The sequence below is a fragment of the Shinella sp. HZN7 genome (assembly GCF_001652565.1).
Lineage (GTDB): Bacteria > Pseudomonadota > Alphaproteobacteria > Rhizobiales > Rhizobiaceae > Shinella > Shinella granuli.
Genome location: NZ_CP015736.1, coordinates 497,116 through 519,554 on the forward strand (window position 1 = coordinate 497,116; position 22,439 = coordinate 519,554).

The 22,439-nt window shown below is 62.5% G+C and carries 25 protein-coding genes, 1 tRNA gene and 1 pseudogene; 12 read left to right on the top strand and 15 right to left on the bottom strand.

Translation table 11 applies throughout. From position 1 onward, the window contains the following. Positions 1 to 163: 163 nt before the first annotated feature. Genes shn_RS02400 through shn_RS02410 form a run of 3 tightly spaced genes read left to right on the top strand, consistent with a single transcriptional unit; the run spans position 164 to position 1,751 of the window. Positions 164 to 439: a metal-sensitive transcriptional regulator gene (locus shn_RS02400; protein ID WP_028034411.1), complete on the top strand. Its 276-nt coding sequence runs from the start codon at positions 164 to 166 to the stop codon at positions 437 to 439. Between the two features lie 18 nt (positions 440 to 457). Beyond that, positions 458 to 1,225 (top strand): glutaredoxin family protein, encoded by a 768-nt coding sequence (locus tag shn_RS02405; protein ID WP_012092687.1) that lies wholly within the window; start codon positions 458 to 460, stop codon positions 1,223 to 1,225. Positions 1,226 to 1,247: 22 nt separating this feature from the next. Then, a complete protein-coding gene (locus tag shn_RS02410) occupies positions 1,248 to 1,751 on the top strand; it encodes a DUF305 domain-containing protein (RefSeq protein ID WP_012092688.1) in 504 nt (167 codons plus the stop codon). Positions 1,752 to 1,882: 131 nt separating this feature from the next. Here the strand turns inward: shn_RS02410 and shn_RS02415 are convergent, their stop codons facing one another. The 4 genes from shn_RS02415 to shn_RS02430 form a co-directional block, all read right to left on the bottom strand. After that, positions 1,883 to 2,683 carry a TlpA disulfide reductase family protein gene (locus shn_RS02415; RefSeq protein ID WP_064328979.1) on the bottom strand — a complete coding sequence of 267 codons (801 nt, stop codon included), beginning with the start codon at positions 2,681 to 2,683 and terminating at the stop codon, positions 1,883 to 1,885. A gap of 1 nt (position 2,684) precedes the next feature. Continuing rightward, a complete protein-coding gene (gene dsbD, locus shn_RS02420; protein ID WP_012092690.1) occupies positions 2,685 to 4,535 on the bottom strand; it encodes a protein-disulfide reductase DsbD in 1,851 nt (616 codons plus the stop codon). Beyond that, positions 4,535 to 5,143, bottom strand: coding sequence for a DsbA family protein (locus shn_RS02425; protein ID WP_037092232.1), 609 nt, complete (start codon positions 5,141 to 5,143; stop codon positions 4,535 to 4,537). The genes dsbD and shn_RS02425 overlap by 1 nt, the downstream gene beginning before the upstream one ends. Positions 5,144 to 5,329: 186 nt before the next feature. Beyond that, positions 5,330 to 5,869, bottom strand: a complete 540-nt coding sequence (locus shn_RS02430) for a thioredoxin family protein (protein WP_012092692.1) — start codon at positions 5,867 to 5,869, stop codon at positions 5,330 to 5,332. A gap of 335 nt (positions 5,870 to 6,204) precedes the next feature. Between shn_RS02430 and shn_RS02435 the strand changes: the two genes are divergently transcribed. Further along, positions 6,205 to 6,861: a L,D-transpeptidase gene (locus shn_RS02435; protein WP_109707754.1), complete on the top strand. Its 657-nt coding sequence runs from the start codon at positions 6,205 to 6,207 to the stop codon at positions 6,859 to 6,861. 107 nt (positions 6,862 to 6,968) lie between these two features. On the opposite strand, the gene shn_RS02440 is transcribed toward shn_RS02435, so the two are convergent. The 4 genes from shn_RS02440 to shn_RS02455 form a co-directional block, all read right to left on the bottom strand. Then, entirely contained in the window at positions 6,969 to 8,309 is a 1,341-nt protein-coding gene (locus shn_RS02440) for an ATP-binding protein (RefSeq protein ID WP_012092694.1), read from the bottom strand. After that, on the bottom strand, positions 8,309 to 8,971 hold the full coding sequence (locus shn_RS02445) for a response regulator transcription factor (RefSeq protein ID WP_012092695.1): 663 nt from the start codon (positions 8,969 to 8,971) through the stop codon (positions 8,309 to 8,311). Before shn_RS02445 ends, shn_RS02440 begins: the two co-directional genes overlap by 1 nt. A gap of 545 nt (positions 8,972 to 9,516) precedes the next feature. Next, positions 9,517 to 9,607 (bottom strand) — tRNA-OTHER (locus tag shn_RS36290). Positions 9,608 to 9,785: 178 nt separating this feature from the next. Continuing rightward, entirely contained in the window at positions 9,786 to 10,760 is a 975-nt protein-coding gene (locus tag shn_RS02455; protein WP_064328980.1) for an EAL domain-containing protein, read from the bottom strand. Positions 10,761 to 10,765: 5 nt separating this feature from the next. On the opposite strand from shn_RS02455, the pseudogene shn_RS02460 reads away from it, so the two are divergent. Both shn_RS02460 and shn_RS02465 read left to right on the top strand, forming a co-directional pair. After that, positions 10,766 to 10,990 (top strand): annotated as a pseudogene (locus shn_RS02460) (chemotaxis protein); the annotation flags it as partial. Positions 10,991 to 11,037: 47 nt separating this feature from the next. After that, the gene (locus shn_RS02465; protein WP_064328982.1) at positions 11,038 to 12,117 is read left to right on the top strand and encodes an IS5/IS1182 family transposase; all 1,080 of its coding nucleotides are present in this window, start codon (positions 11,038 to 11,040) and stop codon (positions 12,115 to 12,117) included. A gap of 341 nt (positions 12,118 to 12,458) precedes the next feature. Here the strand turns inward: shn_RS02465 and shn_RS02470 are convergent, their stop codons facing one another. From shn_RS02470 to wrbA, 4 genes are all read right to left on the bottom strand, one after another. Further along, on the bottom strand, positions 12,459 to 13,091 hold the full coding sequence (locus shn_RS02470) for a LysE family translocator (protein ID WP_064328983.1): 633 nt from the start codon (positions 13,089 to 13,091) through the stop codon (positions 12,459 to 12,461). A gap of 104 nt (positions 13,092 to 13,195) precedes the next feature. After that, positions 13,196 to 13,798: a LysE family translocator gene (locus shn_RS02475; RefSeq protein ID WP_064328984.1), complete on the bottom strand. Its 603-nt coding sequence runs from the start codon at positions 13,796 to 13,798 to the stop codon at positions 13,196 to 13,198. A gap of 159 nt (positions 13,799 to 13,957) precedes the next feature. Beyond that, on the bottom strand, positions 13,958 to 15,175 hold the full coding sequence (locus shn_RS02480) for an MFS transporter (protein ID WP_064328985.1): 1,218 nt from the start codon (positions 15,173 to 15,175) through the stop codon (positions 13,958 to 13,960). Beyond that, complete coding sequence (gene wrbA, locus shn_RS02485) at positions 15,175 to 15,801, bottom strand: NAD(P)H:quinone oxidoreductase (RefSeq protein WP_064328986.1); 627 nt, start codon at positions 15,799 to 15,801, stop codon at positions 15,175 to 15,177. Before wrbA ends, shn_RS02480 begins: the two co-directional genes overlap by 1 nt. A gap of 101 nt (positions 15,802 to 15,902) precedes the next feature. Here wrbA and shn_RS02490 point away from each other — a divergent pair, with 101 nt between their 5' ends. Then, positions 15,903 to 16,820, top strand: a complete 918-nt coding sequence (locus shn_RS02490) for a LysR family transcriptional regulator (RefSeq protein WP_064328987.1) — start codon at positions 15,903 to 15,905, stop codon at positions 16,818 to 16,820. A 78-nt stretch (positions 16,821 to 16,898) separates the two neighbouring features. Here the strand turns inward: shn_RS02490 and shn_RS02495 are convergent, their stop codons facing one another. Genes shn_RS02495 through shn_RS02505 form a run of 3 tightly spaced genes read right to left on the bottom strand, consistent with a single transcriptional unit; the run spans position 16,899 to position 19,646 of the window. Continuing rightward, positions 16,899 to 18,329: an MFS transporter gene (locus shn_RS02495; protein ID WP_064328988.1), complete on the bottom strand. Its 1,431-nt coding sequence runs from the start codon at positions 18,327 to 18,329 to the stop codon at positions 16,899 to 16,901. Beyond that, entirely contained in the window at positions 18,326 to 19,216 is an 891-nt protein-coding gene (sigJ, locus tag shn_RS02500; protein WP_064328989.1) for an RNA polymerase sigma factor SigJ, read from the bottom strand. The genes shn_RS02495 and sigJ overlap by 4 nt, the downstream gene beginning before the upstream one ends. A gap of 1 nt (position 19,217) precedes the next feature. Further along, on the bottom strand, positions 19,218 to 19,646 hold the full coding sequence (locus shn_RS02505) for a carboxymuconolactone decarboxylase family protein (protein WP_064328990.1): 429 nt from the start codon (positions 19,644 to 19,646) through the stop codon (positions 19,218 to 19,220). Positions 19,647 to 19,891: 245 nt separating this feature from the next. On the opposite strand from shn_RS02505, the gene shn_RS02510 reads away from it, so the two are divergent. The 5 genes from shn_RS02510 (at position 19,892) to shn_RS02530 (ending at position 22,308) form a co-directional block, all read left to right on the top strand. Then, positions 19,892 to 20,533 carry a DsbA family protein gene (locus tag shn_RS02510; protein ID WP_064328991.1) on the top strand — a complete coding sequence of 214 codons (642 nt, stop codon included), beginning with the start codon at positions 19,892 to 19,894 and terminating at the stop codon, positions 20,531 to 20,533. 44 nt (positions 20,534 to 20,577) lie between these two features. Further along, the gene (locus shn_RS02515) at positions 20,578 to 20,898 is read left to right on the top strand and encodes a multidrug efflux SMR transporter (protein WP_064328992.1); all 321 of its coding nucleotides are present in this window, start codon (positions 20,578 to 20,580) and stop codon (positions 20,896 to 20,898) included. 57 nt (positions 20,899 to 20,955) lie between these two features. After that, positions 20,956 to 21,327 carry a multidrug efflux SMR transporter gene (locus tag shn_RS02520; RefSeq protein ID WP_064328993.1) on the top strand — a complete coding sequence of 124 codons (372 nt, stop codon included), beginning with the start codon at positions 20,956 to 20,958 and terminating at the stop codon, positions 21,325 to 21,327. Continuing rightward, positions 21,327 to 21,812, top strand: a complete 486-nt coding sequence (locus shn_RS02525) for a nucleoside deaminase (RefSeq protein WP_064328994.1) — start codon at positions 21,327 to 21,329, stop codon at positions 21,810 to 21,812. The genes shn_RS02520 and shn_RS02525 overlap by 1 nt, the downstream gene beginning before the upstream one ends. Before the next feature lie 85 nt (positions 21,813 to 21,897). After that, positions 21,898 to 22,308, top strand: coding sequence for a MarR family winged helix-turn-helix transcriptional regulator (locus shn_RS02530; RefSeq protein ID WP_064328995.1), 411 nt, complete (start codon positions 21,898 to 21,900; stop codon positions 22,306 to 22,308). The last annotated feature ends 131 nt before the right edge of the window (positions 22,309 to 22,439 follow it).

Here is a 22,439-nt window from a genome sequence, read left to right on the forward strand (position 1 = left end):
TTGGCCCTCCAAGATGAGGGTTCCAACCATTGGAAGGTCAACCCCACTGATGATCGCGACAATGGTGCAAAGCAGACAGAAAGCGCCGGCGAGATTTTTTGATCGGAGGGAACCAAGATGGCTCTCGAACCTTAAATATACCCATACGGGGTATTTTACGGCCATGTGCCAGAAGGACAACAAAGCCCTCCGCGCGAGGCTCAAGCGAATCGAAGGACAGGTGCGAGGGGTCAGCCAGATGGTGGCCGATGACCGTTACTGCATCGATATCCTGCATCAGATCCACGCCATCAAGGCGGCGCTGGCCAAGGTCGAGACCGAAATCCTCAAGACCCACGCCGCTTGCTGTGTCGAGGAAGCGATAGCGGCAGGTGATGCGGACGCGCAACGCCGCAAATTCAGCGAGTTGGTCGAGGTGTTCGCAAAAGCAAAACTCTGAAATCGAAGGACTGACGACATGGCCACTTCCACCGCAAAACGCGCCGACCTGCACAGGATGGTGACCCACGAACATACCTGTCCCTACGGTCTCAAATCGCTCGACCTCCTGAAACGGCAGGGCTACGAGGTCAACGATCATGAGCTGACGTCGCGCGCCGAGATCGATGCTTTCAAGAAAACGCACGGCGTCGACACCACACCGCAGACCTTTATCGGCGGCAATCGCATCGGCGGCTACGACGATCTTCTCGCCTTCTTCGGCAAGGAGGTAAAGGACAAGGACGCCACCACCTATACGCCGGTGATCGCGTTGTTCGCGATGGCTGCGTTGATGGCGCTAGCGACGAGTTGGGCCGCGTTCGGTACCCTTGCGACCGTTGCGGCGGCAGAATGGTTCATTGCCATCGCCATGTGTCTGCTCGCCCTGCAGAAGCTCAAGGACGTGGAAAGCTTCGCTACCATGTTCCTCAACTACGATCTGTTCGCCCAGCGCTGGGTGCGCTACTCCTACGTCTATCCGTTCGCCGAAGCGCTGGCGGGCATCCTGATGATGGCCGGCGCGCTGATGTGGCTGTCGATCCCCGTTGCCCTCTTCATCGGCACTGTCGGAGCCGTATCGGTCTTCAAGGCGGTCTATATCGACAAGCGCGAACTCAAATGCGCCTGCGTTGGCGGTGACAGCAACGTTCCGCTCGGCTTCGTCTCGCTGACGGAGAACCTGATGATGGTCGGAATGGCGATCTGGATGCTACTCAAGCCCATGGGCATCGGTCTCGGACATTAAGCGAAAACCAAGGAGCCACGAGATGACCCAATCGTCCCATAATGGCAAGCACGAACACGCCGATCACGGCGAAGGACGTCCCTACCTGATGTTCTGGATCAACATGGCGCTCGGCCTGATCGTCATGTACGTCGTCATGTTCTCGATGATCGACGGATTTCAAGATTTCCGAAACAATCTCAACATGTTCTACATGGCCGTGACCATGTGGGCGCCGATGGGCATCTTCATGCTGGCAACGATGCCCGGCATGTTTCCGCGAAAAGGGCTCAATATCACCCTCTACGCCGTCTTCCTCGTCTTGACGATCGCCTCATTCGCAGCCACACGAAGCCAAACCCTGATCGGTGACGGGCAGTTCATCGATTCGATGATCCCGCACCACTCGGGCGCGATCCTCATGTGCCGGGAAGCAGACCTGCGCGATGCTGAATTGCTGACGCTTTGCGAAGAAATCATCGCAGCCCAGCGCAGCGAGATCGAGCAGATGGAGACAATTAAGGCTCGTCTCGATCAAAGGCCCTAAGACCTGTTGCCTTGCCCAATAGCGTCCGAGAATGGCAGGCTCAATGAGGATTGCATGACAAAACATCATGAGGATGGTCGCAGCTTCGTCACGGTCGTCAGCAAAAGCCAGCCGTGCCGGACCTGCGGCGGCTATTCGAGACCTTGAATGCCGCTCACGAGGGCTTCTCTTGAGATCTCGCCCATGTGTACCGATTGCAGCGTCCCGTCGCTCTTGAGGAACAACGTAGCCGGCAGGCCCGGTACCTCGTAATGACGACCGAACTCACCGAGTCCGTCGAGCACCACATGCTCAAGCTCAAGATTCTCGGCTGTGAGGTAGCGCTGAATGATCTCCTGGCCTTCACCTTGGTTGACGAAGACAAGTTCGGCAGCGTCCGTATTTGCGGCAACGTCCGCCATCATCGGCATTTCACGGCGGCAGGGCGGGCACCACGTCGCCCACAGGTTGATGACCACAGGTTGACCTTCGAGTTCACTTGGATTGAACCGTTCTCCGGCCAGCGTGCGGTAGATGTCTCCGGTCGGCAGCGGTGTCGCCGGCACGCCGGCGCTGAGCTGCAGTACGAAGAACGCGACATAGGCCGCAGCGGCGCTCGGCAGGGCCGTCCACAATGTGAGCCGCAATTCGCGCCGGAAGCGAAAGAACGTGTAGGCGAACGCCAGCGCAATGCCGGCTTCGATCATGAAGCCGCCCTGCCACATGTAGAATACGCGCAGCGGCTCGGCGAGGAAACTGCTCGCGTGCTGGATGACGTGCCCGACGCGCGCGCCGACCACGAAAGCGACGGTCGCGCCCCAGGCCCAGGACGAAAAGCGCTGATCGACCTTGCGGGCGAGGATCTCGCTCAGCAGGAGAAAGGCGGCGATGGCGAGGATCGCGGCGAAGCGGTCGGGTGCTAAGACGAAAGGCCCGATGGCGACTGCGTTCATCTCACTGCCTCGCCTGAGAGACCGATGTCAGCAACGTATCGGTTGTCACATCGCCGATGAGGCGGGAGCCGTTTGCCTCCGAGGCATTTCGGTTGAAGAAGATCATGGTCGGTGGGCCGACCACAGCAAGATCGCGCATCAGACCCTGACTGGCCTCATCCAGTCCGGTCAGATCCACCTTGACACGCTGGAAGTCGTTCAGTGCGGCAACGATTTCCGTGCTCGAAAAGACGTCGCGTTCGATCGTCTTGCAGATGACGCACCAGTCGGCCGTGAAATAGACCAATGTCGGACGTCCGTTGGCAGAGGCAATCGCTTGCTCGACCTGCGGCGTCGAGTTTGCCTCGATGAATGTCATCTCGGACTGGGCGATCTGCTGGCCCGAACCGGTCATGACGAAGTGGGCGAGCGGACGTAGCGGGTCGGTCCCGCCCGACGCCGCCCCGATCGCCAGGATGACGCCGCCGAGGGAAACCCCAAGTCCGGCGGCTTTGCGGAAACGTGGCCAGGCACCCGCATCGGCCAGGAGCCGATCAGCGACGCCGATGAAGACCGCAACAATCAAGAGGAGGCCCGCCCAAAGCGCCAGCGTCACTTGCGGCGGCAGGATTCGGGAGACCATCCAGATCGCCGCGCCGAGAAAGACGAAGCCGAACGCGTATTTGACCTGCACCATCCACGCCCCCGCACGCGGCAGAGCGCGGCTCCCCATCGTGCCAAAGGCGATCAGCGGAATGCCTTGGCCGAGCCCGAGGGCAAACAGCGCACTCGCGCCGATCCAGGCATCGCCCGTATGTGCGATATAGAGAAGTGCCGCGGCGAGCGGCGCGGTGACGCAGGGACCGACGATCAGCGCGGAAAGGAAGCCCATTCCGGCGGCTCCGCCCACCGAGCCGCGCGTGCCGGCCTGTACCCCTGCCATCCGGCTGACCCAGGTGGTCGGCAGTTGCAGTTCGAACAGGCCGAACATCGCCGTCGCCAGCACGACGAACAGCGCTGCGACGGCGCCAATGGCGTAGGGCGATTGCAGCACCATCTGGAGGTTTTGGCCGGACCACGCGGCAACCACGCCAAGCAGGCCAAACGCTGCGGCCATTGCCAGCACATAGGCCAAAGACAGGATGAAGCCGCGCCGGGCCGTCAATGCCTCGCCCTCGCGCGCCAGGGTCGCGCTCAGGATCGGATACATGGGCAGCACGCAGGGCGTGAAGGCGAGCAACAGCCCGAAGGCGAGGAAACTCACGATCACCCAGATCGCACCGCCGCTGGCGAGAAGCGAGCCGACCATGCCGCCGTCCTGCGTGTCCTCAGCCAGGCTGAAGCCGCCGTTTCCCGTCCCTCCGGCAGGGGCGGCCGGAGTTGGACCTATGCCAAAGCCGACAACGGGTTCGGAAACCTGAAGGTTTGCCGTGTTGACCGTCAGGGTCAGCGGCGGATAGCAGATCGAATCCTTCTTGCAGCCCTGATAGGTGACTGCGACCTGCCCGGGCGCTTCAGTGCCGAGACGTGCCACCGCTTCAAGATAATAGACCTCCGAAGGACCGAAGTTGGCATCCTCTGTCTCCACGACGCCCGGTCCAGTCGACAGCGGGATCGGCTCGCCGGTCGCGGCATCCTTCGCTTCCAGATGATCGCGATAGAGGTAATAGCCTTCCTCGATTTCCCACCGGAGTTGGATCTGCTGATCCGCATTCCGCTCAACCGAGAAACGGAAGGCTTCCTCGGCTTGCAGGAGATCCTCCTGTTGCGCCGCGGCGGGCAGCGACAGGAAGACGAAGAACAGGCCAGCAAGGAGGCGGAGTATGGGCATTGAGGACATGAAATTACTCGGATGATCGCGATCGGGATGCATCAAGACGCTTCGCGAGCGTCTGCGACAACCTGGCGGAAGCCGTCCTCGTCGAGGGCGGAGGCGACGAGAAACCGACCGATCAGAAACACGGGCGTGCCACGCAGACCGAGCCCCTCGGCCTGCGCGTTATTGCGCTGAAGCAAGGCGGTGATCTCGGCGTCGCGGCGGTTGGCTTCGGTCTCGAGACCCGCCGTGTCGAAGCCGGCACCTTCCAATGCCTGTCGCATCTGCTCTTCTGGCACCCGCGACCCTTCGATACCCATCAACGCCAGATAGGCTTCCTCGTAGCGGTTCTGATACCCGGCCGCCAACGCCAGCTTTGCGCCATAGACCGAAGACTGCGCGAGGATCGGCCAGTCCTTGTAGACGTGACGCACATTGCCGTCCGATTCCAGCACCGTATTCAGCGGCTCGACGGTGCGCTTGCAGAAAGGACAGTTATAGTCAAAGAACGAGACGATCGTCAGGTCGCCGTTCGGGTTGCCGCCGACCGGCGCCTCCGGGTCGTTCAGGATCATCTCGGCTGACATGTCGTCGGCACGCACGGGCATGGCAAAGCCGGCGGCAGCGAGCGCCGCCAGGCCCGAGAGCAAGGTCCGCCGACTCAATGCACCGCGGAACGGCGGCCTACCCATAGCGAAAGGATGAGGTCTACGTGTGCAGAGGCGCCGATCGTGCATGGTCTCAAAGCTCCAGATCATGGATATTGAAGCGAGCGCACTCTCCCGAGCTTAAGACAGTCTTAAGGACCGCATTGAGCCGAAGATGCGACGGCAGTTTATCCTGACTCCGGACTATCGGGTGAACGGCCGCAACCGCCGCATGAGATCGCGCCTGCTGAACGGTCCGACCGAACGGGTGCCGTTGTATTCCTGTCCGGTGGCTGCATCCACGACGAAGAATGTCGGCGGGCCGCTCGCTCGAAGGTGGGAGAGGAGCTGGCGGTTTCCCTCGTCCATCGCCGTGACGTCCACCTTGACGAGAGGGACAGCCTCAAGGTGTTGCAGCACAGCAGGGTGGGCGAGGATTTCCCGCTCAATGCGGTGGCACACCGCGCACCAATCCGCACGGATGTCGATGAGCGCGAAGCTATGTGTTCGTGCGATCTGCTCCAGTCTCTCCCGGTAGGAAGCGACGTCCGTGACCATTGCAGCCGGATTGGCGGCGGCCATCCCGCTGGGAGTCGCCAACAATCCTACCGGCACCACCAGGCCCCCGAGCAGAAGCTCGCGGCGGGTCCATTGGTCATTCTTGCGTCGAGCATCAGCATCGATGCCGCATCCAACACCTTCCGCGGACGCTACGGCGTTGTTTCTTAAAAGTCGCGTCCGCATCCTCGTCTCCTTCACAGGACCGGCGGCAAAGCGGGCGTTCCTTAAGGCCCGCTTAAGGGCGGAAAAGTGCTCCTCGCCTGCGACGCAAGCCCGCGTTTCCAACAAAGTGCCCCCACCCAATCGAAAACCTGTTCGGCCGGATCACTTGAGCCGCAGGCCGGCGCCTGAAGTCCCCGCCGCTTCGCTATCTTCGGCCGCGCTTACCTTAAGCTGCTCTTAAGATGGGCATCGTGCTGTGCGGCCTGATTGATCGCAAAGCAGAGAGCGTACGAAACGTGAGCAAGCTACCGACACCCGCAATCGCGCGACGCGCTTTCCTCATTGGCGCCAGCGCAATGACTCTCGCCGGATGCGTTTCCACGAGGCAAACACCGCAAGTCGCGCAGCCGGTCTCGATGCCTCCTCCGCCGCCGACGCCCCCGATGTACTACGCACTGCCGAACGAGCGCTTCCCGATCCCGGAAGTCGACGTTTCCAAGGTCGATCCGAAATGGTGGCGGACGGAAGTCGACTATCCAACCGATGAACGAGCCGGAATCGTCATCGTCGATACGCCAAACCGTTACCTCTACCACGTTCAGCCTCACGGCCGCGCAACCCGATACGGTGTGGGTGTCGGCAGGGACGGTTTTTCGTGGGCTGGTCGAGGGCGTCATATCGCATACAAGCGGGAATGGCCGCGCTGGACACCTCCCGATGAAATGGTTGCGCGCCAACCCGAGTTAGAGCCCTACTCAATCGCCAATGGCGGCATGGACCCGGGGCTGAAAAATCCACTTGGAGCACGCGCCCTCTACATTCATGAAGGAAACCGGGACACGATCTATCGCATCCACGGAAACCCGGAATTCTGGACCATCGGCCAGGCCGTTTCATCAGGATGCATCCGGATGATCAATCAGGATGTCATCCACCTCGCCGACAACGTTCGCGACGGGAGCCCGCTGGTTGTGATAGCAGATCCGGCTATGGGGCATCTTTTGGTGGGATAGCTTCGTCGCGCGGCGAGAAGATCACTCCCTGCGTTGGCGCATCCTGCTGGCACTCCATCTTCTTGAAGATGAGTTGGCTGCGCCCCGCACCATGTATGTGCAACGGGTCACGCGGCGTTCGCCATCACCGCTTGCAGCCCTCCGCAATCGCGATTCTGAAGTCGTAGGTGCCAACCACTCCGCCCGAGCGCCAGTTCGACGATCGCGAGACCGAGACCGCTGCCGACCGGTACTTTGTTGCGGCCGCGAAAGAAGCGTTCGGTGACGCGGGCCAACTCCTCCTCGGGGATACCGGGACCATCATCCTCGATGATCATCTGGCCCTCTTCGGCGGGGCCGGCCACACGACACCTGACGACGCCTCCGGGCGGCGAATGGTTCACAGCGTTCTCCATCAGATTCCGGGCAGCAAGAGCGAACAGATCCGGCTCGATGTCCAGCTCGATGCGGTCAAGATCAGGGGAAACCTCGACCGCAACGCCCCTGGTCGGATCTGCTAATTCGTCCGCGAGCGCTCTCAGTATACTCCCGGGCCATACCTTCCCACTACGCTCGCCCTGGTCGAGCGCCTCAACCGCCGACATATCCAGCAATTGCCGAACGAGCCGGCCGGTGCGGTCTACGCCAACCATGATCTGACGCAATGCCTGCTCGCGGATCGTGCCATCGCCGCTTGCAAGCGCGACCTGCGCCTGCGTCTTGAGGCCGGCCAACGGCGTGCGCAGTTCGTGGGCGGCAAAGGCGGTGAAGTTGCGCTCGCGTTCCCGAAGCCCGGCCACGCGTGCAAACAATCCGTTGAGCGACTGCAAGACCGGCGCAATCTCCTTCGCGGTCTGCACGTCCTCGATCGGGCTGAGGTCGGAGGCGGGTCGTGCTTCCAGGTCGCCTGCGATCTTCCTTAGCGGCTCAAGGCCGCGCCTGACGCTGAGCCAGATCAGGACAGCAAGAACCGGCAACATCAGCAGGACCGGCAGGAGAAGACCGCGGATGACGTCGTTCACCAACCCGTTACGGATACTCAGATTGTCGCCGACCAGAACGCGAACACCGCGCTCGGTATTGGTGATTGCATAAACCCGCCACCGCTCACCATTTATCACGGTTTCGGAGATCCCGTCGGTGTGCTCCGACATTGCTTGATCGGGCGCCGCATCCGATCGCCCGATCAATGTCCCCTGCAGCGACCAGATCTGGCACGAAAGCTGGCGGTCATAGGCGCTGTGGCCGCGCACCGGCAGATCGGACGTGATCGTTTGCGTCGGATCGATGGCGATCTCCTGGCTGACGATCAATGAGGAAACCATCCGGCCGGCTTCCATCAGCCGCGCGTCGAGAACCCGTTCCACCTCCGCGCGCGTGGAAAGGAAAATCCAGACGACCGCCGACAGCCAGACGAGACCGGTGGTCAGGGCGAGGATCAGGAACAGCCGTTTGGAGATCGACGGCATCACGGTTCGTCTCCGAGGCGATAGCCGATCCCACGGACGGTCTGGATCATGCCCGGTCCCAGCTTGCCGCGAAGATGATGGATGTGGACCTCGACAGCATTGCTCTCGACCTCCTCCTGCCAGCCGTAAAGCTTCTCCTCGATCTGGCTCCGCGACAGGATCCGGCCGGGATGGATCATGAGGGCATGCAAAATCGAGTATTCGCGCCGCGACAGGCGGATGGGTTCGCCTTGGTGTTCGACATTCTGGTTTGCAGGATCGAGCCGCAGGCCGCGCCATTCGATAAGCGCCTGCGGCCGGCCAGCGGCACGGCGGACGAGCGCGCGCAGCCGCGCCGCGACCTCGTCGAGGTCGAACGGCTTGCCGAGATAGTCGTCGGCCCCCGCATCCAGTCCGTGAATCCGGTCGGCGACCTGATCACGCGCAGTCAGGAGGAGGACGGGCGTGGCGTCCTGCCGTTCCCGCAGGGATTTCAGCACGTCGAGGCCGGAACCGTCGGGAAGCATCAGGTCAAGCACCAGCGCATCGAACTCATGGTTCGTGAGAGCTGCGCCGGCTTCTTCGCAGGTTTTGACCGCATCGGCGGTGAAGCCGCCAATCGAAAGGCCCACCGTCAATCCGTCTCTGAGGACGGCATCATCTTCGACTATCAGCACGCGCATGGTTATCACCCGAGGTTCCAGGTCGCATTTCTATACGAGGCTTAAGGCAGCCTTAAGGATCGAACTTGAGCGCGCTCGATATCGTTCGGGGATTGGGCGCCTGTGATGTACCTCATCTTACCTGAGCCAAGAGTCGGACGTCTTCGAGACTTGGAATCGCGCCGGCAAAAACGCCGTTCTCGCCCTGATCCTTATGGGCATCTCCAGCCCAGCGCCGAAACAAAACGCTGGCATGGCGGCAGTGTACCCGTCATTCCGGCCCTCCTGTCCATCGGGCTGTTGCTGGTCGCGGTGAAGGAACTCGCCCGGCCTGAAACGATACGCGGGTCCACTTGTCTGCCCGAGCCAGTTGGGCAATGCGCATTGGAGACGGACTCGAATCAGTTCGGCTCGCCGAGGCATCGTCCGGCTGGTGTTCAGGCGATCATCCCGTCCTGCCTGCTCAGGCGTCATTCGTGTTGACCAGGTGTTGGCCAAGCCCAAAAAGGGAAGGGCCACCCGAAGATGGCCCTTACTCAATCCTTTGATTTCCTTTAGAAATCTGAAGAGAGCGAAGGGATTCGAACCCTTGACTCCAACCTTGGCAAGGTTGCTATGCGGCGGCCCGAAACAGCAAGTTATGATGGGTGCGCCCTCCCGCAACCATCTTTACCGGCGTCGATCGCAAGTTATGATCGACGCCGGTCCCCGCAACCATCTTTACTTGCTCGGGCAGCAAGTAAAGATTAGATCCTGCCCCCGCAACCACTCTACAGCGCGACACGCTATCCGGCTGTAGCCCAAAACTACGATTCTCTGCGCCACAGCACTGCGATCAAACGCTAAATCCCCCCTTCTCGATGACCTTCGCGGTGATTGCGACGGACGTCTTTCCATCGGCCGAGCGGATCGTGAAAAAGGGCTCGGATGCAAGCGCACCGGAACAGGTCAGCACAAAGCCGAAGGTGGTGGCTGTAAGGAAGCGGGTTATCGAAAACATTTTCATCTCCTTTGCTTGGGGGCAGTTGGCGCTTTGCCGCGCGTTTCTTCGGGCGCGGGAGGACTGTCGCTCCGGCGTCTCGAAAGGGCGTGTCAGGGGAATGTTCGGGCCGGCCCCGTCGAACAGGGCTTTCGCGCCGGCGGCTTCGATGTAGCCCATGATTTCGCTGGGGGGCAGCGGCTTGGAGTAGTAGTAGCCCTGCACCAGACTACAATCGAGTTTGCGCAGCGTGTTCAGCTCGTCCTGGGTCTCGACACCCTCGATGATGCAGTTGATCTTCATGTCACGGCAGAGCGCGATGATCGATTTGACGATCTTGTAGCCCGTCGGGACAGAATCGATATTGGTGACGAAGCTGCGGTCGACCTTGATCTTGTCCAGGGGCAGACGGTTGACCTGCCACAGCGTCGAGTAGCCCGTCCCGAAATCGTCCAGCGAGATTCCGACGCCGAAGGACTTGAGTGTCGTGACTGCGCTGACGAGTTGGTCAAAGTCGCCGACGACCGCCGTTTCCGTGATCTCGAAATCGATGCGCTTCGGGTCGAGCGGGCTGTCGTTGAGAAGCGTGATCAGCCTCAGCATGTTGTCCGACGAACAGATGTCCTGCATCGAAAGATTGAAGGAAAGCCGCAGGTGCCGCGGCCAGAGGGTTGCCGCCGTGAGGGCCTTTGAGAACAGGACGCAAGTGAGGCGATTTGCCAGTCCCGCCCGCTCGGCGATCTGGATGAACTCGCCGGGGCTGGCGCGCCCCAGATGGCAGTTGTCCCAGCGGGCGAGCGCCTCGAAACCGATCGGCGTGCCCGTCGCCACGTCGACGCGAGATCAACCAGTCGGTCAATGCGATGGACCAGGCGACGCAGCAGAATGCGGCGATGGTGGAAGAAAGCACGGCGGCAAGCCACGCCATGGCGCGGGAAGCCGATGCGCTGCATGCCCTCATCCGCCGGTTCAGGCTTTCCGGCAGTGCGCAGCCCGTCCAGCGGGTGCCGTCTTCGCCGCCGGCGGCACAGCTGGACACCCGCAAAAACCCGTGGCGTTAGCGGCGGCGGAATGATTCACTGGCGGCGAGCAAAGATGGAGCGCCGTCATGGACCCGCAGTCACTGTTCAGCCTGAACGATCACCTTAAGGCCCTGAGCAAGGAGGGCGATCCGCTCGAGGTTCTGCAGGAGACGGTGGATTTCGAGTATTTCCGGACCTGGCTGATCGAGGGACTGGGATACGGCGACGGTTCCAAGGGTGGAAGACCACCTTTTGACCCCGTCATGATGTTCAAGGCGCTGATTCTTCAGGCGCAGCACAACCTGTCGGACGCCCGCATGGAATTCATGATCCGGGACCGGCTGAGTTGGATGCGCTTCCTGGGACTATCGCTGGGGGATCGCACTCCGGACGAGAACACCATCCGGCATTTCCGCAACCGCATGACCGAGACGGGGACGCTGAAGCGGGTGATGAAGGCCTTCGACTGGCAACTCCAGAAGAAGGGCTACATCCCGATGTCGGGGCAGATTGTCGACGCCTCGCTGGTGCCGGCGCCCAAGCAGCGCAACACCGATAGAGAACGGGAGGCTATCAAGGCGGGCAAGTCGGCCGAAGAGATCTGGCCCGATGAACCGAACAAGGCGGCCCAGAAGGACACCGATGCGCGCTGGACACTGAAGATCGGCGGCAAGGTGCGGTATCGGGAAGACGGAACGCCGCTGCCGATGATCGCCTTGCCGGTGTTTGGCTACAAATCCCATATCGGCATTGATCGCCGCTATGGGTTCATCCGGTCGATGGCGGTGACCTCGGCATCGACGGCCGATGGACGTCTTCTCAGGCGGGTCATCAGCACCGACAACACCGGTTCCGAGGTCTGGGCCGACAGCGCCTATCGCTCGCAAAGCAACGAGAAGTGGCTCGGCGACAGGATGCTGACCAGCCGCATCCATCGCAAGAAGCCCATGGGCAAACCGATGCCGAGGGCGACGGCACGGGCCAATGCGCAGAAGTCCTCAATCCGCGCTCATGTCGAGCATGTGTTTGCCCATCAGAAGAACAGGTTCGGCCTGTTCATCCGCACCATCGGCCTTGCCCGCGCAGAGGCGAAACTGGCCCTTGCCAACCTGGCCTACAACTTCGACCGCCTGATCTTCCACGAACGCCGACGCGCCATGGCCTGAATCTGTCCGGGATTCGGCGAAGCCGCCGAAACCGGGAACCGAACCCACCAAAATCAGCCGAAATGGTCCCGATCAGGGCGACTATATCCTCGTCACGGTCAAACCGCCCGTTCTGGCGCCAAAATCAAAGGGTTTTTGCGGGTGTCCAGCTTCATGCCATGGCGCGCAGCATGCGGGCGCCGCGCGGCTCCACGGCGCCGGCAGCGGAGCACTGGGAGGAGTTCTGAGCGGGCGGCCATGGGATGAAAACGGCCGACGGCAAATGCCGGCCGTAATGAGTAGCGGGAATGCGCGCTTGAGATCGGACGTTCGCCAGGAGCAGCGGTGAGATGGAGTCCGAATTATCGGCGCCCGTCGATCACCATCTTCACCGCAAGCGCGGCAAGGACGGTTCCCATCAGCCAGCGCTGAACCTGTGCCCATGTCGGATGGCGCGCGAGGACGACGGCGATCGACCCCGCCGACAGGGCGATCATGGCATTGACGCACACACTGATGACGATCTGCGTGAAGCCGAGGACCAGCGACTGCGCAAGCACGTTGCCATTGTCCGGTTCTATGAACTGCGGCAGGAGGGAAAGGTAGAGTGCTGCGATCTTCGGATTGAGCAGATTGGTGAGGAAGCCCATGACGAACAGCTTGCGGGGGCTGTCTTTGGGCAGGTCGCGCACATGGAAAGGGGAGCGTCCGCCCGGACGGATGGCCTGCCAGGCGAGCCAAAGCAGATAGATCGCTCCGGCGAAGCGAATAATGTCATACGCGTAGGGTACGGCGAATATGAGTGCCGTGATGCCAAGCGCCGCGCAGAGCATGTAGAAGACGAACCCGAGCACAACCCCGCCAAGCGAGATCAATCCGGCGACCCGTCCCTGACAGATCGAGCGCGAGATCAGGTAGAGCATGTTCGGTCCCGGCGTCAGGACCATTCCAAGAGAGATGAGGGCGAAGGCGAGCAGGTTGGCGCTGTCGGGCATAGTGGGCCTTCAACAATGGGAACTATCTGTTCAAGGATAAGGACACGTCACAGAGGCAGGCATTCAGGAGCGGATGGAAGCAACTGCGATCCTTCGCCCCGCCATTATAAGAATGAGAGCGAACACGCCGCCAGTATCATCAAGGCCATTCCGATGTTCATCGCGCGTTCGGCGGGCGGAGAAAGCGTGATCCGGCCCAACGCGGCGCCGGTCGCCATCCACCCTAGATCGACCACAACCATCACTGCCACGCACAGGGCCCATTTGGCAATTGTGTCTGCCGTCGCAAACGCTGGTTCCAAAACGACGAACGAGCCGAAAAGGGAGACAAACGCCAGATAGGCTTTCGGGTTGGCAAAGCCCAGCGCGAAGCCCATCGCTATCCCTGCCGGCCGGCCGCCGGCCCGTCCATCCGCCCCGCCGGAAACCGGCTGGCTCGCAATCTGCCAGGCCAGCCAAACGAGGTAAAGCACGGAAGCGACGCTCAACATGGTGCGCAATGCTGGAGCCGCATGAAGAAAACCGGCAAGGCCGAGCGCACTCAGGCCGGCCGCCAGGGCCAATCCTATTTGCATGGCAACGAAAAAACCTATTCCGCCGGTCAGCCCTTGCGCCCTGCCCACGGCGATCAGGGCCGCGATACCGGGGCCGGGCGAGCCGAGAAGCGCAGCGCAGGCGATTATGAAGAGGAAAACAGAACCGACCATACATCACCATCGAAAATTATATAACGATATCTTTATGTCTTTATGTCATTTCTTCGTGCGGTGGCAAGACCTCTCGGCGCTCCGCTGGGCGATGGTCGGGCGCCTTCGAGCTCCCGGATGCCGAAAGCAGTCCTCCGCCTCGATTGATATGGCTCGTATTCAGGTGTCTCGACCGGGATTCGCGGTTCGTCGGAGCGCCCGGCCAAGGGCACCTGCGATCATCGCAGCCATACAGGCAGCCAGTGCGACGATCAGCGCGGCAGAAGGCCAGCCATAGGTCTGGATGGCTCTGCCGACCGCCACCGGACCGGCGATCTGCCCCAGATTGTTCCCCTGTACCACGAGGCCCAGGACGACCGGGACGAGCCCGGCGGCCGGCGCAGCGAGCGGAGCGGTCGACAGAAGCGTTGCCGGGATCAAGCCACCCACAGCGGAAAACATGACGCAGAGCATGAAGGTGGGCCCGTCCGGCAGCGCCGGCAGGAAGATACCGAAGCTACCGATGCCCATCGCAAGGCTCGCCCATGCGATCAGGCTGGCGCGCGCTACACCGCGCGACAGCAGAACGCCCGCGGCGAGATTGCCGGCGATGTTGGCAGCCGTTGCCATTGCACTGAGCAGCCCTGCCGTCTGGTGCGAGACCTGCATGCGCTCCATCAGCAATACGGGCAGGAAGCCGAACAGCGCGAAGAACATCAGGCTGTAGCAGGCGAAGGCAAGTGCAAGCAGCAAGGGACCGGCGGTCAGGATGGTCGTCGCTGCATCCTTGCCAAGGTTGCTCCACGACCAGCGCGCACGCCGTCCCGCCGTGGAAATCACGAACACGACCATGACGGCGACGACCAGCGCAAGGAGACTGCTCGCCCACCAAATGGCACGCCAATCGCTGAAAAGCGGACCAGCGAGCATGGCGATCGCCATGCCGGCGGGCATGAAGCAACTCCATAGCGCGAAGGCAAGGTCGCGCCGCGACCGCTCGGTAACATGCTCCAGAACGGACGGTGCCGCGACAGTGATCAGCAGGAAGCCCGCACCTTCGCCGATGCGCGAGATCAGGAGCGGAGCGAAGGATGAAACGGTGGCACCGTGCGCGGCACCGATGGCGGTTATGAGAAGACCGAGGAGGAGAATGCGCCGCGCGCCAAAACTGGCAACGAGTGCGCCGGCGGATATCCCGCCGACGAGCCCCAGCACCGCGAAGACGCCGGTCAGCCAGCCGATGGCTGCCAGATCAAGCCCCATATCGGACTGCAACATGGGAATAGCGATAACCGTTTTGCCGACCTGGAGGGCGGCGACGACGCCGGCCCCGACCAAGAGGGACACAGCGCCCCATCGCGTCGACACCGGCGCCGAGGTGGGAGCCAGCGTTGCCATCACGCCGCCTCGCTCAACCGTCCGGTCGCCAGGCGGATGGTGATCTGCGCGACATGGCGTCCCTGGAAGCGTGCGCCCTCCAACTCGTTGGCGCTTGGCTGACGGTCACCGCCGTCGCCATCGTCGGCAAGGGTGGAGGCGCCGTAGGGCGAGCAGCCGGTGATCTCGTCCATGCGCATCTGCCCCTTGAAGCTATAGGGCAGGCCGACCACGATCATCCCCAGATGCAGGAGCACGGTATGGGTGGACTGGATGGTCGTTTCCTGACCACCATGCTGGCTGCCGGTGGAGGTGAAGACGCTGCCGACCTTTCCGACCAGCCTGTCTTCGAACCAGAGCCCGCCGGTCTGGTCGAGGAAGTTCTTCATCTGCGCGGCCATGTTGCCGAACCGTGTCGGCGTGCCGATGATGATCGCATCGTAGTCGGCCAGTTCGGCGACGCTTGCGACGGGGGCCTGCTGGTCGACTTTGTACCCGGACTTTGACGCCACCGTTTCGGGCACGAGTTCCGGCACGCGCCTGATCGCGGCAGTTGCGCCCGCGTCCTGCACGCCTTGAGCGACCGCGGATGCCATCGTCTCGATGTGGCCGTACGACGAATAATAGAGCACCAGAACCTTGGTCATCGTTCTCTCCTTGCCGATTGATGTTTCCGGCAAAGATTAGGCCTGCCGACCGCTCAGCATAAGTGATATAATTCATATTAAATCGATCATAGGAAGTGATCATGCTGGATGCGCTTACCCTCGACCAGATCCGGACGTTCGTCGCAGTCGCCAGGAGCGGCAGCTTTCGGGCCGGGGCAAGCAGCCTGTCGCGCGCGCAATCTGGCGTCAGCGCCGCCATTGCCAATCTGGAAGCGCAACTCGGCGTCCTGCTGTTTGACCGCTCCGGTCATCGTCCGATGCTCACGCCCCAAGGCACCGCGCTCCTCGCCGATGCGCGCGACATCCTGCTGCGCGTCGACGCCATGCGCGCGCGGGCGCACGGTTTTGGTGAGGATGTCGAGCTTGAACTGTCGATCGCGGTCGATACGCTGTTTTCGGTCGCGGTGGTCGGATCGGCGATAGCCGCGATGCGCCGCGTTCACCCCTCGGTCACGGTCCGGCTCGCTGTCGAGCCGCTTGGCGGGCCGTTGCAGGCGTTGATCGAAAAGCGCGCGACGCTCGCGATCATGGTCGGTGAGGATTTTCGTGACCCCAGGGTCGTATTCGAAGCGCTTTCACCTGTTCGCCAGATCGCCGTCGTCGCTCCGGGCCATCCGCTGGCGACGCTGGGCGCGGAGCGGCAGGTCGAGGTTTCGGATATCGCGAACCATCTTCAGATCGTGCTGTCCGACCCGACCGCACAATCGAAAGGCCGGGATTTCGGCGTCATCTCGCCACAGACCTGCCGGGTGAACACGCAGGACGCCAAGCATGCCCTCATCCTGGCAGGCGTCGGCTGGGGACGACTTCCATTGTGGCAGGTTGGGGAAGACATCGACTGCGGAAGGCTTGTCAGGCTTGGTACGAAATCGCTCGGGCGTCACAGCCAGGTCGAATCCGAGAGCTATCTCGCCCGCCGCATCGATGAGCCATTTGGCCCGGCCGCCCGCAGCTTTGTCGATGCGTTGAACCTGCTGGATGCGGACAATCCTGCCTGAACCGCCGGCGGTACCCCTCGACCGCATGGGGTGCCGCCAGCGCTGCCAGGGCACGGCGAAGTTCGACGGCGTGTGTCGTCAGGCATCGTCTGCGTGTCTGAACGACGTGCTGTTCATAACGAAAAGGCAAAGAAGCGGGGCGCCCGCCACCGTCACGAACAGCCAACGCGCCGCGCTGGCCATATCCATGCCGTCAGCGCCGCCGCTCGCCCCTGCGAGATTGACGGCCAGTCCGGCGATGGCCGCACCGAATGCGGTGGCGCAAAGCTGCACCGTCATGATGGAGGATGCTGCATTGTCTTCCTCGCCCTGCGGCGCCACATGCAGGATCATTGCCGAAAGGTGCGGATAGGCAAGGCCGACGCCCACTCCCCCGATCACCAGAGCCGCGCAGATGAGGGTCAGGGCAAGCCAGCCTTCCACGCTCGTCCACGGCATGGCGACGACGAGAACCACCATCGACGCAAGGGAGAGCATCGGCCCTGCGCGCACGGCGGAGGCGCGCCGTTCGCCTTTCAACCCGGATGTGTGGATTGCCGCCGCCGTCCACCCCGCCGACATGACGGCCGCGATATAGCCGGCCTCCAGCGGGGAGCGGCCATGCAGGTCCTGCAGGAAGAGCGGTAGGAAGATTTCCGTGCAGGTGACGGTGACGGCGAGCAGCGCGGTGGCCGCATAGAGGCTGCCGAGGGCGGCGGGGCGCTCGAACGTGCCGGCCGGAAGCAGCCTGTGCCTGGATCGTCGTTCCGTCATGATGACAAGCCCGACCAGAACGAGGGCCGTCACCATTCCAGCGACAGTGGATGAAAGATGCGCGCCCATGCCGCCCCAGGAGGCGGCAAACACCGCGAGCGTCAGGAGCGCGAGCTGAACGAGAGGAAGCGGCTCGCTCCGGGCTCGTTCTCCCGTGCGTGGTGGCAATACGAAAAGCGCGGCAAGGGTGACCAGCCCGGCAATCGGGACCAGGAACAGGAACGCGCCGCGCCAAAGGCCGAGTTCGGCGAAGACGCCGCCGACCGCAGGACCCAGCAGGGTGGCGATGCCCCACATGCTGGACAGGAGGGCGAGGGCGCGAGGCCAGAGCGGCTGGGCGAACACCCGGCGGACCATGGCATAGGCCAGCGCCAGCAGGATGCCGCCGCCGAAACCCTGCGCGAACCGCCCGGCCAGCATGATCTCCATCATATTCGCAATGGCGCAGACCAGCGTGCCGGCAACGAAGACGAGCGCGGCCACGAGATAGCCCCCTCTCGCCCCCGCCTGTGCCAGCAGGGGCGCGGACAGCGCCGCCCCGAGGATCGAGGCGACGACGAACAGGGTCGTGTTCCAGGCGTAGTAGTCGAGGCCGCCGATCTCGCGCACGACGGACGGCAGGATCGTGGTCGAGATGTAGAGATTGACGGCATGCAGGGCGACCCCGCCGCTCAGCGCCAGGGAGCGGATGAGGTTGCCGCCGGAGAGCAGATCGCCCCAGCCCGGCGAAGCCGAAAGGGTGTGCGAGTCGGTCATTGGATCGTCCTTTCGGCGTCGCCGAGGCGCGCCAGCTTGTCGGGATTGCGCATGATGTAGACGCCGGACAGGCGGCCTTGCGCATCGCAGGCGAGGCTGACCGAGGCGACGATTTGCGCAGCGTCGAAGACGAGCGCCCCCCGCGTCCCGTTGATGTCGGCGGGCTGCCATCTGTAGCCCTGCCAGTATCGATGGAGGGCATCGCCGAGGAAACCGAGCACGTCCGCCTTGCCCGAGAGGGGAAGCAGCAGCGTCGGCACCTTGCCGCCCCCGTCGGCCCGAAGCTCGATGTCTTCTGTCATCAGCATGGCGAGCTGCGCCGTGGCTCCTGTCGTGATCGCCGTCTGGAAGGCCGCAAGCAGTTCTTCCTGGCGCTGCTTCGGAGCGAGGGAAGCCGGCTCGGCCCGACCGACACGGCTGCGGGCGCGTGAAACCAGCTTGCGGCACGCCGCCTCCTGAACGCCCAGCGCGGCGGCGACATCCTCATAGGGCTGGTCGAATATCTCCCGCAGGAGATAGGCCGCCCGCTCCTTCGGCGCGAGCCGCTCCAGCACGAGCAGGAAGGCGAGGGACAGCGATGAAGACAGTTCCATCGCGCTTTCCGGCGTCTCGTCGGTCATGGTCTGGATCGGCTCCGGCAGCCACGCCCCGACATAGTCGACCCGGACCCGGCGAGCCGAGCGCAGCATGTCGATGCAATGGCGCGTGCAGGTTGCGGTCAGCCAGCCGGCGGGATTGGAAACGGCCCGGCGTTCGGCCCCCTGCCATTTCAGCCAGGTGTCCTGAACCGCATCCTCGGCTTCGGCGAGCGAGCCGAGGATGCGGTAGGCAAGTCCCGTCAGAAACGGGCGCCGGGCTTCGAACAGGTCTGTGTCGTGCCTGTCCATGTCAGTGCGTCGACACCTGAATGCGGTTCCACAGATTGATCATCGCAACCGTCGCGGTCAGCGCGCTGATCTCGACCTCGCTGAAATGCGCGCGCAGCTCGGCGCGCAGCGCCCCGTAGTCCGTCTTCCGCTCGATCTGGGTCAGCGCCTCCGTCCAGGCGAGCGCAGCGCGTTCCTTCGGCGAAAAATCGCTCACATGGTCCCAGACCACGAGGCGATCGAGCCGCTCGTTGGTCTCGCCGTCGTCACGCGCTTCCTTCGTGTGCATCTTCACGCAATATGCGCAGCCGTTGAGCTGGGATGCGCGAAGCTGAACGAGATGATGCAGCATCCGGTCGAGGCCGTGCTCGTCGATCGCGCCATGCACATTCTCCAGGGCCGCAAAGACGGTGGGGATGGTCTTGTAGTGGTTGACGGGTTTGCTCGTCATCGGTGGTCTCCTTTTGGGCGTTACGCTCCTATGACGATCCACGCCAACGATCTGTGACGTGCCTTTGTCGAAATCCGCGGCTTGCTTGTCCCACGGCTGAGCGCTGTGCGCCATTGAGCGTCCGGCATGGTTCGGCTCGCGGCTGCGGCATGCCTTCCAAAAAATATATGCTTGCGCATGCAAATAGATTGACAGTGCCGCGCGCTCAAGATATTGCATGCACATACATATAAATACGAGCCCGCATGATGAGCAGTGTAACCGTCTATTCCGACTATGTTTGCCCCTTTTGCCTGCTTGCGGAGCAGGTTCTGTCCGATGCAATCGGCGATCGGGATATTTCCATATCCTGGCGCGCCTTTGAGCTGAGGCCCGAGCCGGTGCCGACGCTGCGTCCGGAAGACCCGTATCTGCCGGCGATCTGGAGCAGGTCCGTCTATCCGCTCGCCGACAGGCTGGGTGTTCCGATCCGGCTGCCGTCGATTTCGCCGCAGCCCCGAACTGCCAAGGCGTTCGAACTCCTCGTCATGGCGCAGGACAAGGGGCTGGACCATCCCTATTCCATGCGCGTGCTGCGCGCCTTCTTTCAGGAGGATCGCGACATCGGCGATCCTGAAATCCTGATCGCGCTGGCGGCGGAGGCGGGCCTCGACGCCGGCAAGGCCCGGCAGGTGCTTGAAAGCGGGGCCTATGCCGAACGTCATCGCGAGGCGTTGCGCCATGCCCGCGAAGACATGGCGATCACATCAGTGCCCACAATCGTTGTCGGCGACCGGGTTTTCCGGGGAACGCCACCGCTGGACGCGCTGCGCCAGGCAATCGACCGTCTGCAGGACGCCGCCGGCAATGAAGACCGCTCCCGTCCGGTGGGGCGGCCGACCCGATAGGCACATGCCTTCACAAACTCACCACTCACGAAAGGATACATGCAATGAGCTGGCTTTATCTCGGAATCGCCGTGATCTTTGAGATCGCGGTCGCAATCAGTGCAGGCAATGCGAAAGGGTTCACGCGCGCCTGGTGGACCATTGCGACCCTCGTCAGCGGGGCCATCGCCACCTTCTTCCTCAGCCTCGCGCTTCTCACCTTCGATGTGGGCGTGGGATACGCGATCTGGACGTCGGTCGCGGGGGTCGGGATCGTCGTGTTGGGTGCGCTGTTCTTCGGGCAGCAACTGAACTGGACGAAGGCTCTCGGGATCGCCCTCGTCATCGGGGGCGTCGTCGGCCTGCGCCTCAGCGGCGCGGCCTGACAAGGAAAACAGCCATCTTACTCGTCCAATTCATCCTGACCAAAAGGAACCACCATCATGGACACAATCCGCAAGACCCAAAGCAAGGGCAGCGCATGGGGCATGCTGCTGCTCGCCAGCGCCTTCGAAATCGGCTATGCCCTCAGCGTGGGGGGCAGCCAGGCGTTCACCGTGTTGAGCTGGTCGGTCGCCGCCGTCTTCTTCTTCCTGCTCACGCTCTATTTCCTCAGTGCCGCCTTGCGGACCATCGACGTGGGGATCGGCTATGCGGTGTGGGCCGGGATCGGCTCGGTTGGGGCGGCCGTTTTCGGCAGCCTCCTGCTCGACCAGCCGCTGACATTGATCCAGGCATTCTGGCTGGGGGTCATCATTGCCGGTGTCGTCTGGCTGAAGCTGGCCGACAGCGCAAAGCTCCGGGGACAGGCCTGATGGTCGCCGAACGCTCCGCGCGCCACACGCGACTCATGGAGGAGGTCGTCGCCTTCTCCGTGGATCATGTCCACGACGGTGGCATTCCCTTCACCGCCTTCGTCGTCGACCAGGACGGCGTCGTTCTCGGACGCGGTGTCAACCTCGTCCGGGAGCATCACGACCCGACCGCGCATGCCGAAGTCGAGGCGATCCGTGACGCTTGCCGCACGCATGGAACAACCCGCCTGCAAGGCACGACGCTTCTTGCATCGGGAGAGCCCTGCGCGATGTGCTACATGAGCGCGCTCCATGCGGGCATCTCGCAGGTGCTCTTTGCCGCGGATCGCGACGAGGCGGCTGCGCATGGCTTCGACTATCGCGGCACATACCGCCTCCTTGCCCACGATCCGCGGACCTGGCGGGCGCCCGTCGTGAACAAGCTTGCCGTCCCTGAACGGTTGCGTCCATTTCTGGGATTTCGTGCGCGGTTGCCCGTCCTTTAGCTGGGGGTCGTACTTGTTTAGGTGCTTGCATGAGCATACATATGCTGGGCAAGCACCCATTGTCCGAGAGGAGTCGATATCGCTCATGCCTAAGAGAAGTGATGCCTGGCTCAAGCTGATTCATGCGGTCGCCAATGTCGAAGCCGAACTCGGGAAGGTCCTGCAAGACCATCATGGTCTCGGCCTGTCGGATTATCGTGCGCTCGAGATATTGTCGCGATCGCCGGATTCCGAACTTCGAATGCAGGAACTGGCCACGCATTTGCGCCTGAACCAGAGTTCGGTATCACGAATGGTCGAGCGCCTGGAGCGCGGCGGCCTTACGGTTCGAGACCTTTGCCCGGACGACAAGCGCGGCGTTTACACCGTGCTCACCGACAAGGGGCGTGCGCATTTTGAAACTGCGCAGCCCGACTACGAGGCGGCTCTGACCGCCGCCCTCAAGGAGCATGGCTGCGAAGAACTGCTGTCGGTGAAATTCACCACGACAGGATAGGCGTTTCCTGAGCGCGGAGTCCTGAACACCGTGGCGATGGTGTTGGTGTTTCCGCCCGGGCTTTCACCAAACATCCCGCAGGCCATGCGGATATCCCGTTCTCAGCCGACGGTATTCAAAGTTTGTCTGCC

Coding starts and splice junctions, on each gene's coding strand:
- shn_RS02400 (WP_028034411.1), top strand. CDS start 164: ATGTGCCAGAAGGACAACAAAGCCCTCCGCGCGAGGCTCAAGCGAATC.
- shn_RS02405 (WP_012092687.1), top strand. CDS start 458: ATGGCCACTTCCACCGCAAAACGCGCCGACCTGCACAGGATGGTGACC.
- shn_RS02410 (WP_012092688.1), top strand. CDS start 1,248: ATGACCCAATCGTCCCATAATGGCAAGCACGAACACGCCGATCACGGC.
- shn_RS02415 (WP_064328979.1), bottom strand. CDS start 2,683: ATGAACGCAGTCGCCATCGGGCCTTTCGTCTTAGCACCCGACCGCTTC.
- dsbD (WP_012092690.1), bottom strand. CDS start 4,535: ATGCATCCCGATCGCGATCATCCGAGTAATTTCATGTCCTCAATGCCC.
- shn_RS02430 (WP_012092692.1), bottom strand. CDS start 5,869: ATGCGGACGCGACTTTTAAGAAACAACGCCGTAGCGTCCGCGGAAGGT.
- shn_RS02435 (WP_109707754.1), top strand. CDS start 6,205: ATGACTCTCGCCGGATGCGTTTCCACGAGGCAAACACCGCAAGTCGCG.
- shn_RS02440 (WP_012092694.1), bottom strand. CDS start 8,309: ATGCCGTCGATCTCCAAACGGCTGTTCCTGATCCTCGCCCTGACCACC.
- shn_RS02445 (WP_012092695.1), bottom strand. CDS start 8,971: ATGCGCGTGCTGATAGTCGAAGATGATGCCGTCCTCAGAGACGGATTG.
- shn_RS02465 (WP_064328982.1), top strand. CDS start 11,038: ATGGACCCGCAGTCACTGTTCAGCCTGAACGATCACCTTAAGGCCCTG.
- shn_RS02470 (WP_064328983.1), bottom strand. CDS start 13,091: ATGCCCGACAGCGCCAACCTGCTCGCCTTCGCCCTCATCTCTCTTGGA.
- shn_RS02475 (WP_064328984.1), bottom strand. CDS start 13,798: ATGGTCGGTTCTGTTTTCCTCTTCATAATCGCCTGCGCTGCGCTTCTC.
- shn_RS02480 (WP_064328985.1), bottom strand. CDS start 15,175: ATGGCAACGCTGGCTCCCACCTCGGCGCCGGTGTCGACGCGATGGGGC.
- wrbA (WP_064328986.1), bottom strand. CDS start 15,801: ATGACCAAGGTTCTGGTGCTCTATTATTCGTCGTACGGCCACATCGAG.
- shn_RS02490 (WP_064328987.1), top strand. CDS start 15,903: ATGCTGGATGCGCTTACCCTCGACCAGATCCGGACGTTCGTCGCAGTC.
- shn_RS02495 (WP_064328988.1), bottom strand. CDS start 18,329: ATGACCGACTCGCACACCCTTTCGGCTTCGCCGGGCTGGGGCGATCTG.
- sigJ (WP_064328989.1), bottom strand. CDS start 19,216: ATGGACAGGCACGACACAGACCTGTTCGAAGCCCGGCGCCCGTTTCTG.
- shn_RS02505 (WP_064328990.1), bottom strand. CDS start 19,646: ATGACGAGCAAACCCGTCAACCACTACAAGACCATCCCCACCGTCTTT.
- shn_RS02510 (WP_064328991.1), top strand. CDS start 19,892: ATGATGAGCAGTGTAACCGTCTATTCCGACTATGTTTGCCCCTTTTGC.
- shn_RS02515 (WP_064328992.1), top strand. CDS start 20,578: ATGAGCTGGCTTTATCTCGGAATCGCCGTGATCTTTGAGATCGCGGTC.
- shn_RS02520 (WP_064328993.1), top strand. CDS start 20,956: ATGGACACAATCCGCAAGACCCAAAGCAAGGGCAGCGCATGGGGCATG.
- shn_RS02525 (WP_064328994.1), top strand. CDS start 21,327: ATGGTCGCCGAACGCTCCGCGCGCCACACGCGACTCATGGAGGAGGTC.
- shn_RS02530 (WP_064328995.1), top strand. CDS start 21,898: ATGCCTAAGAGAAGTGATGCCTGGCTCAAGCTGATTCATGCGGTCGCC.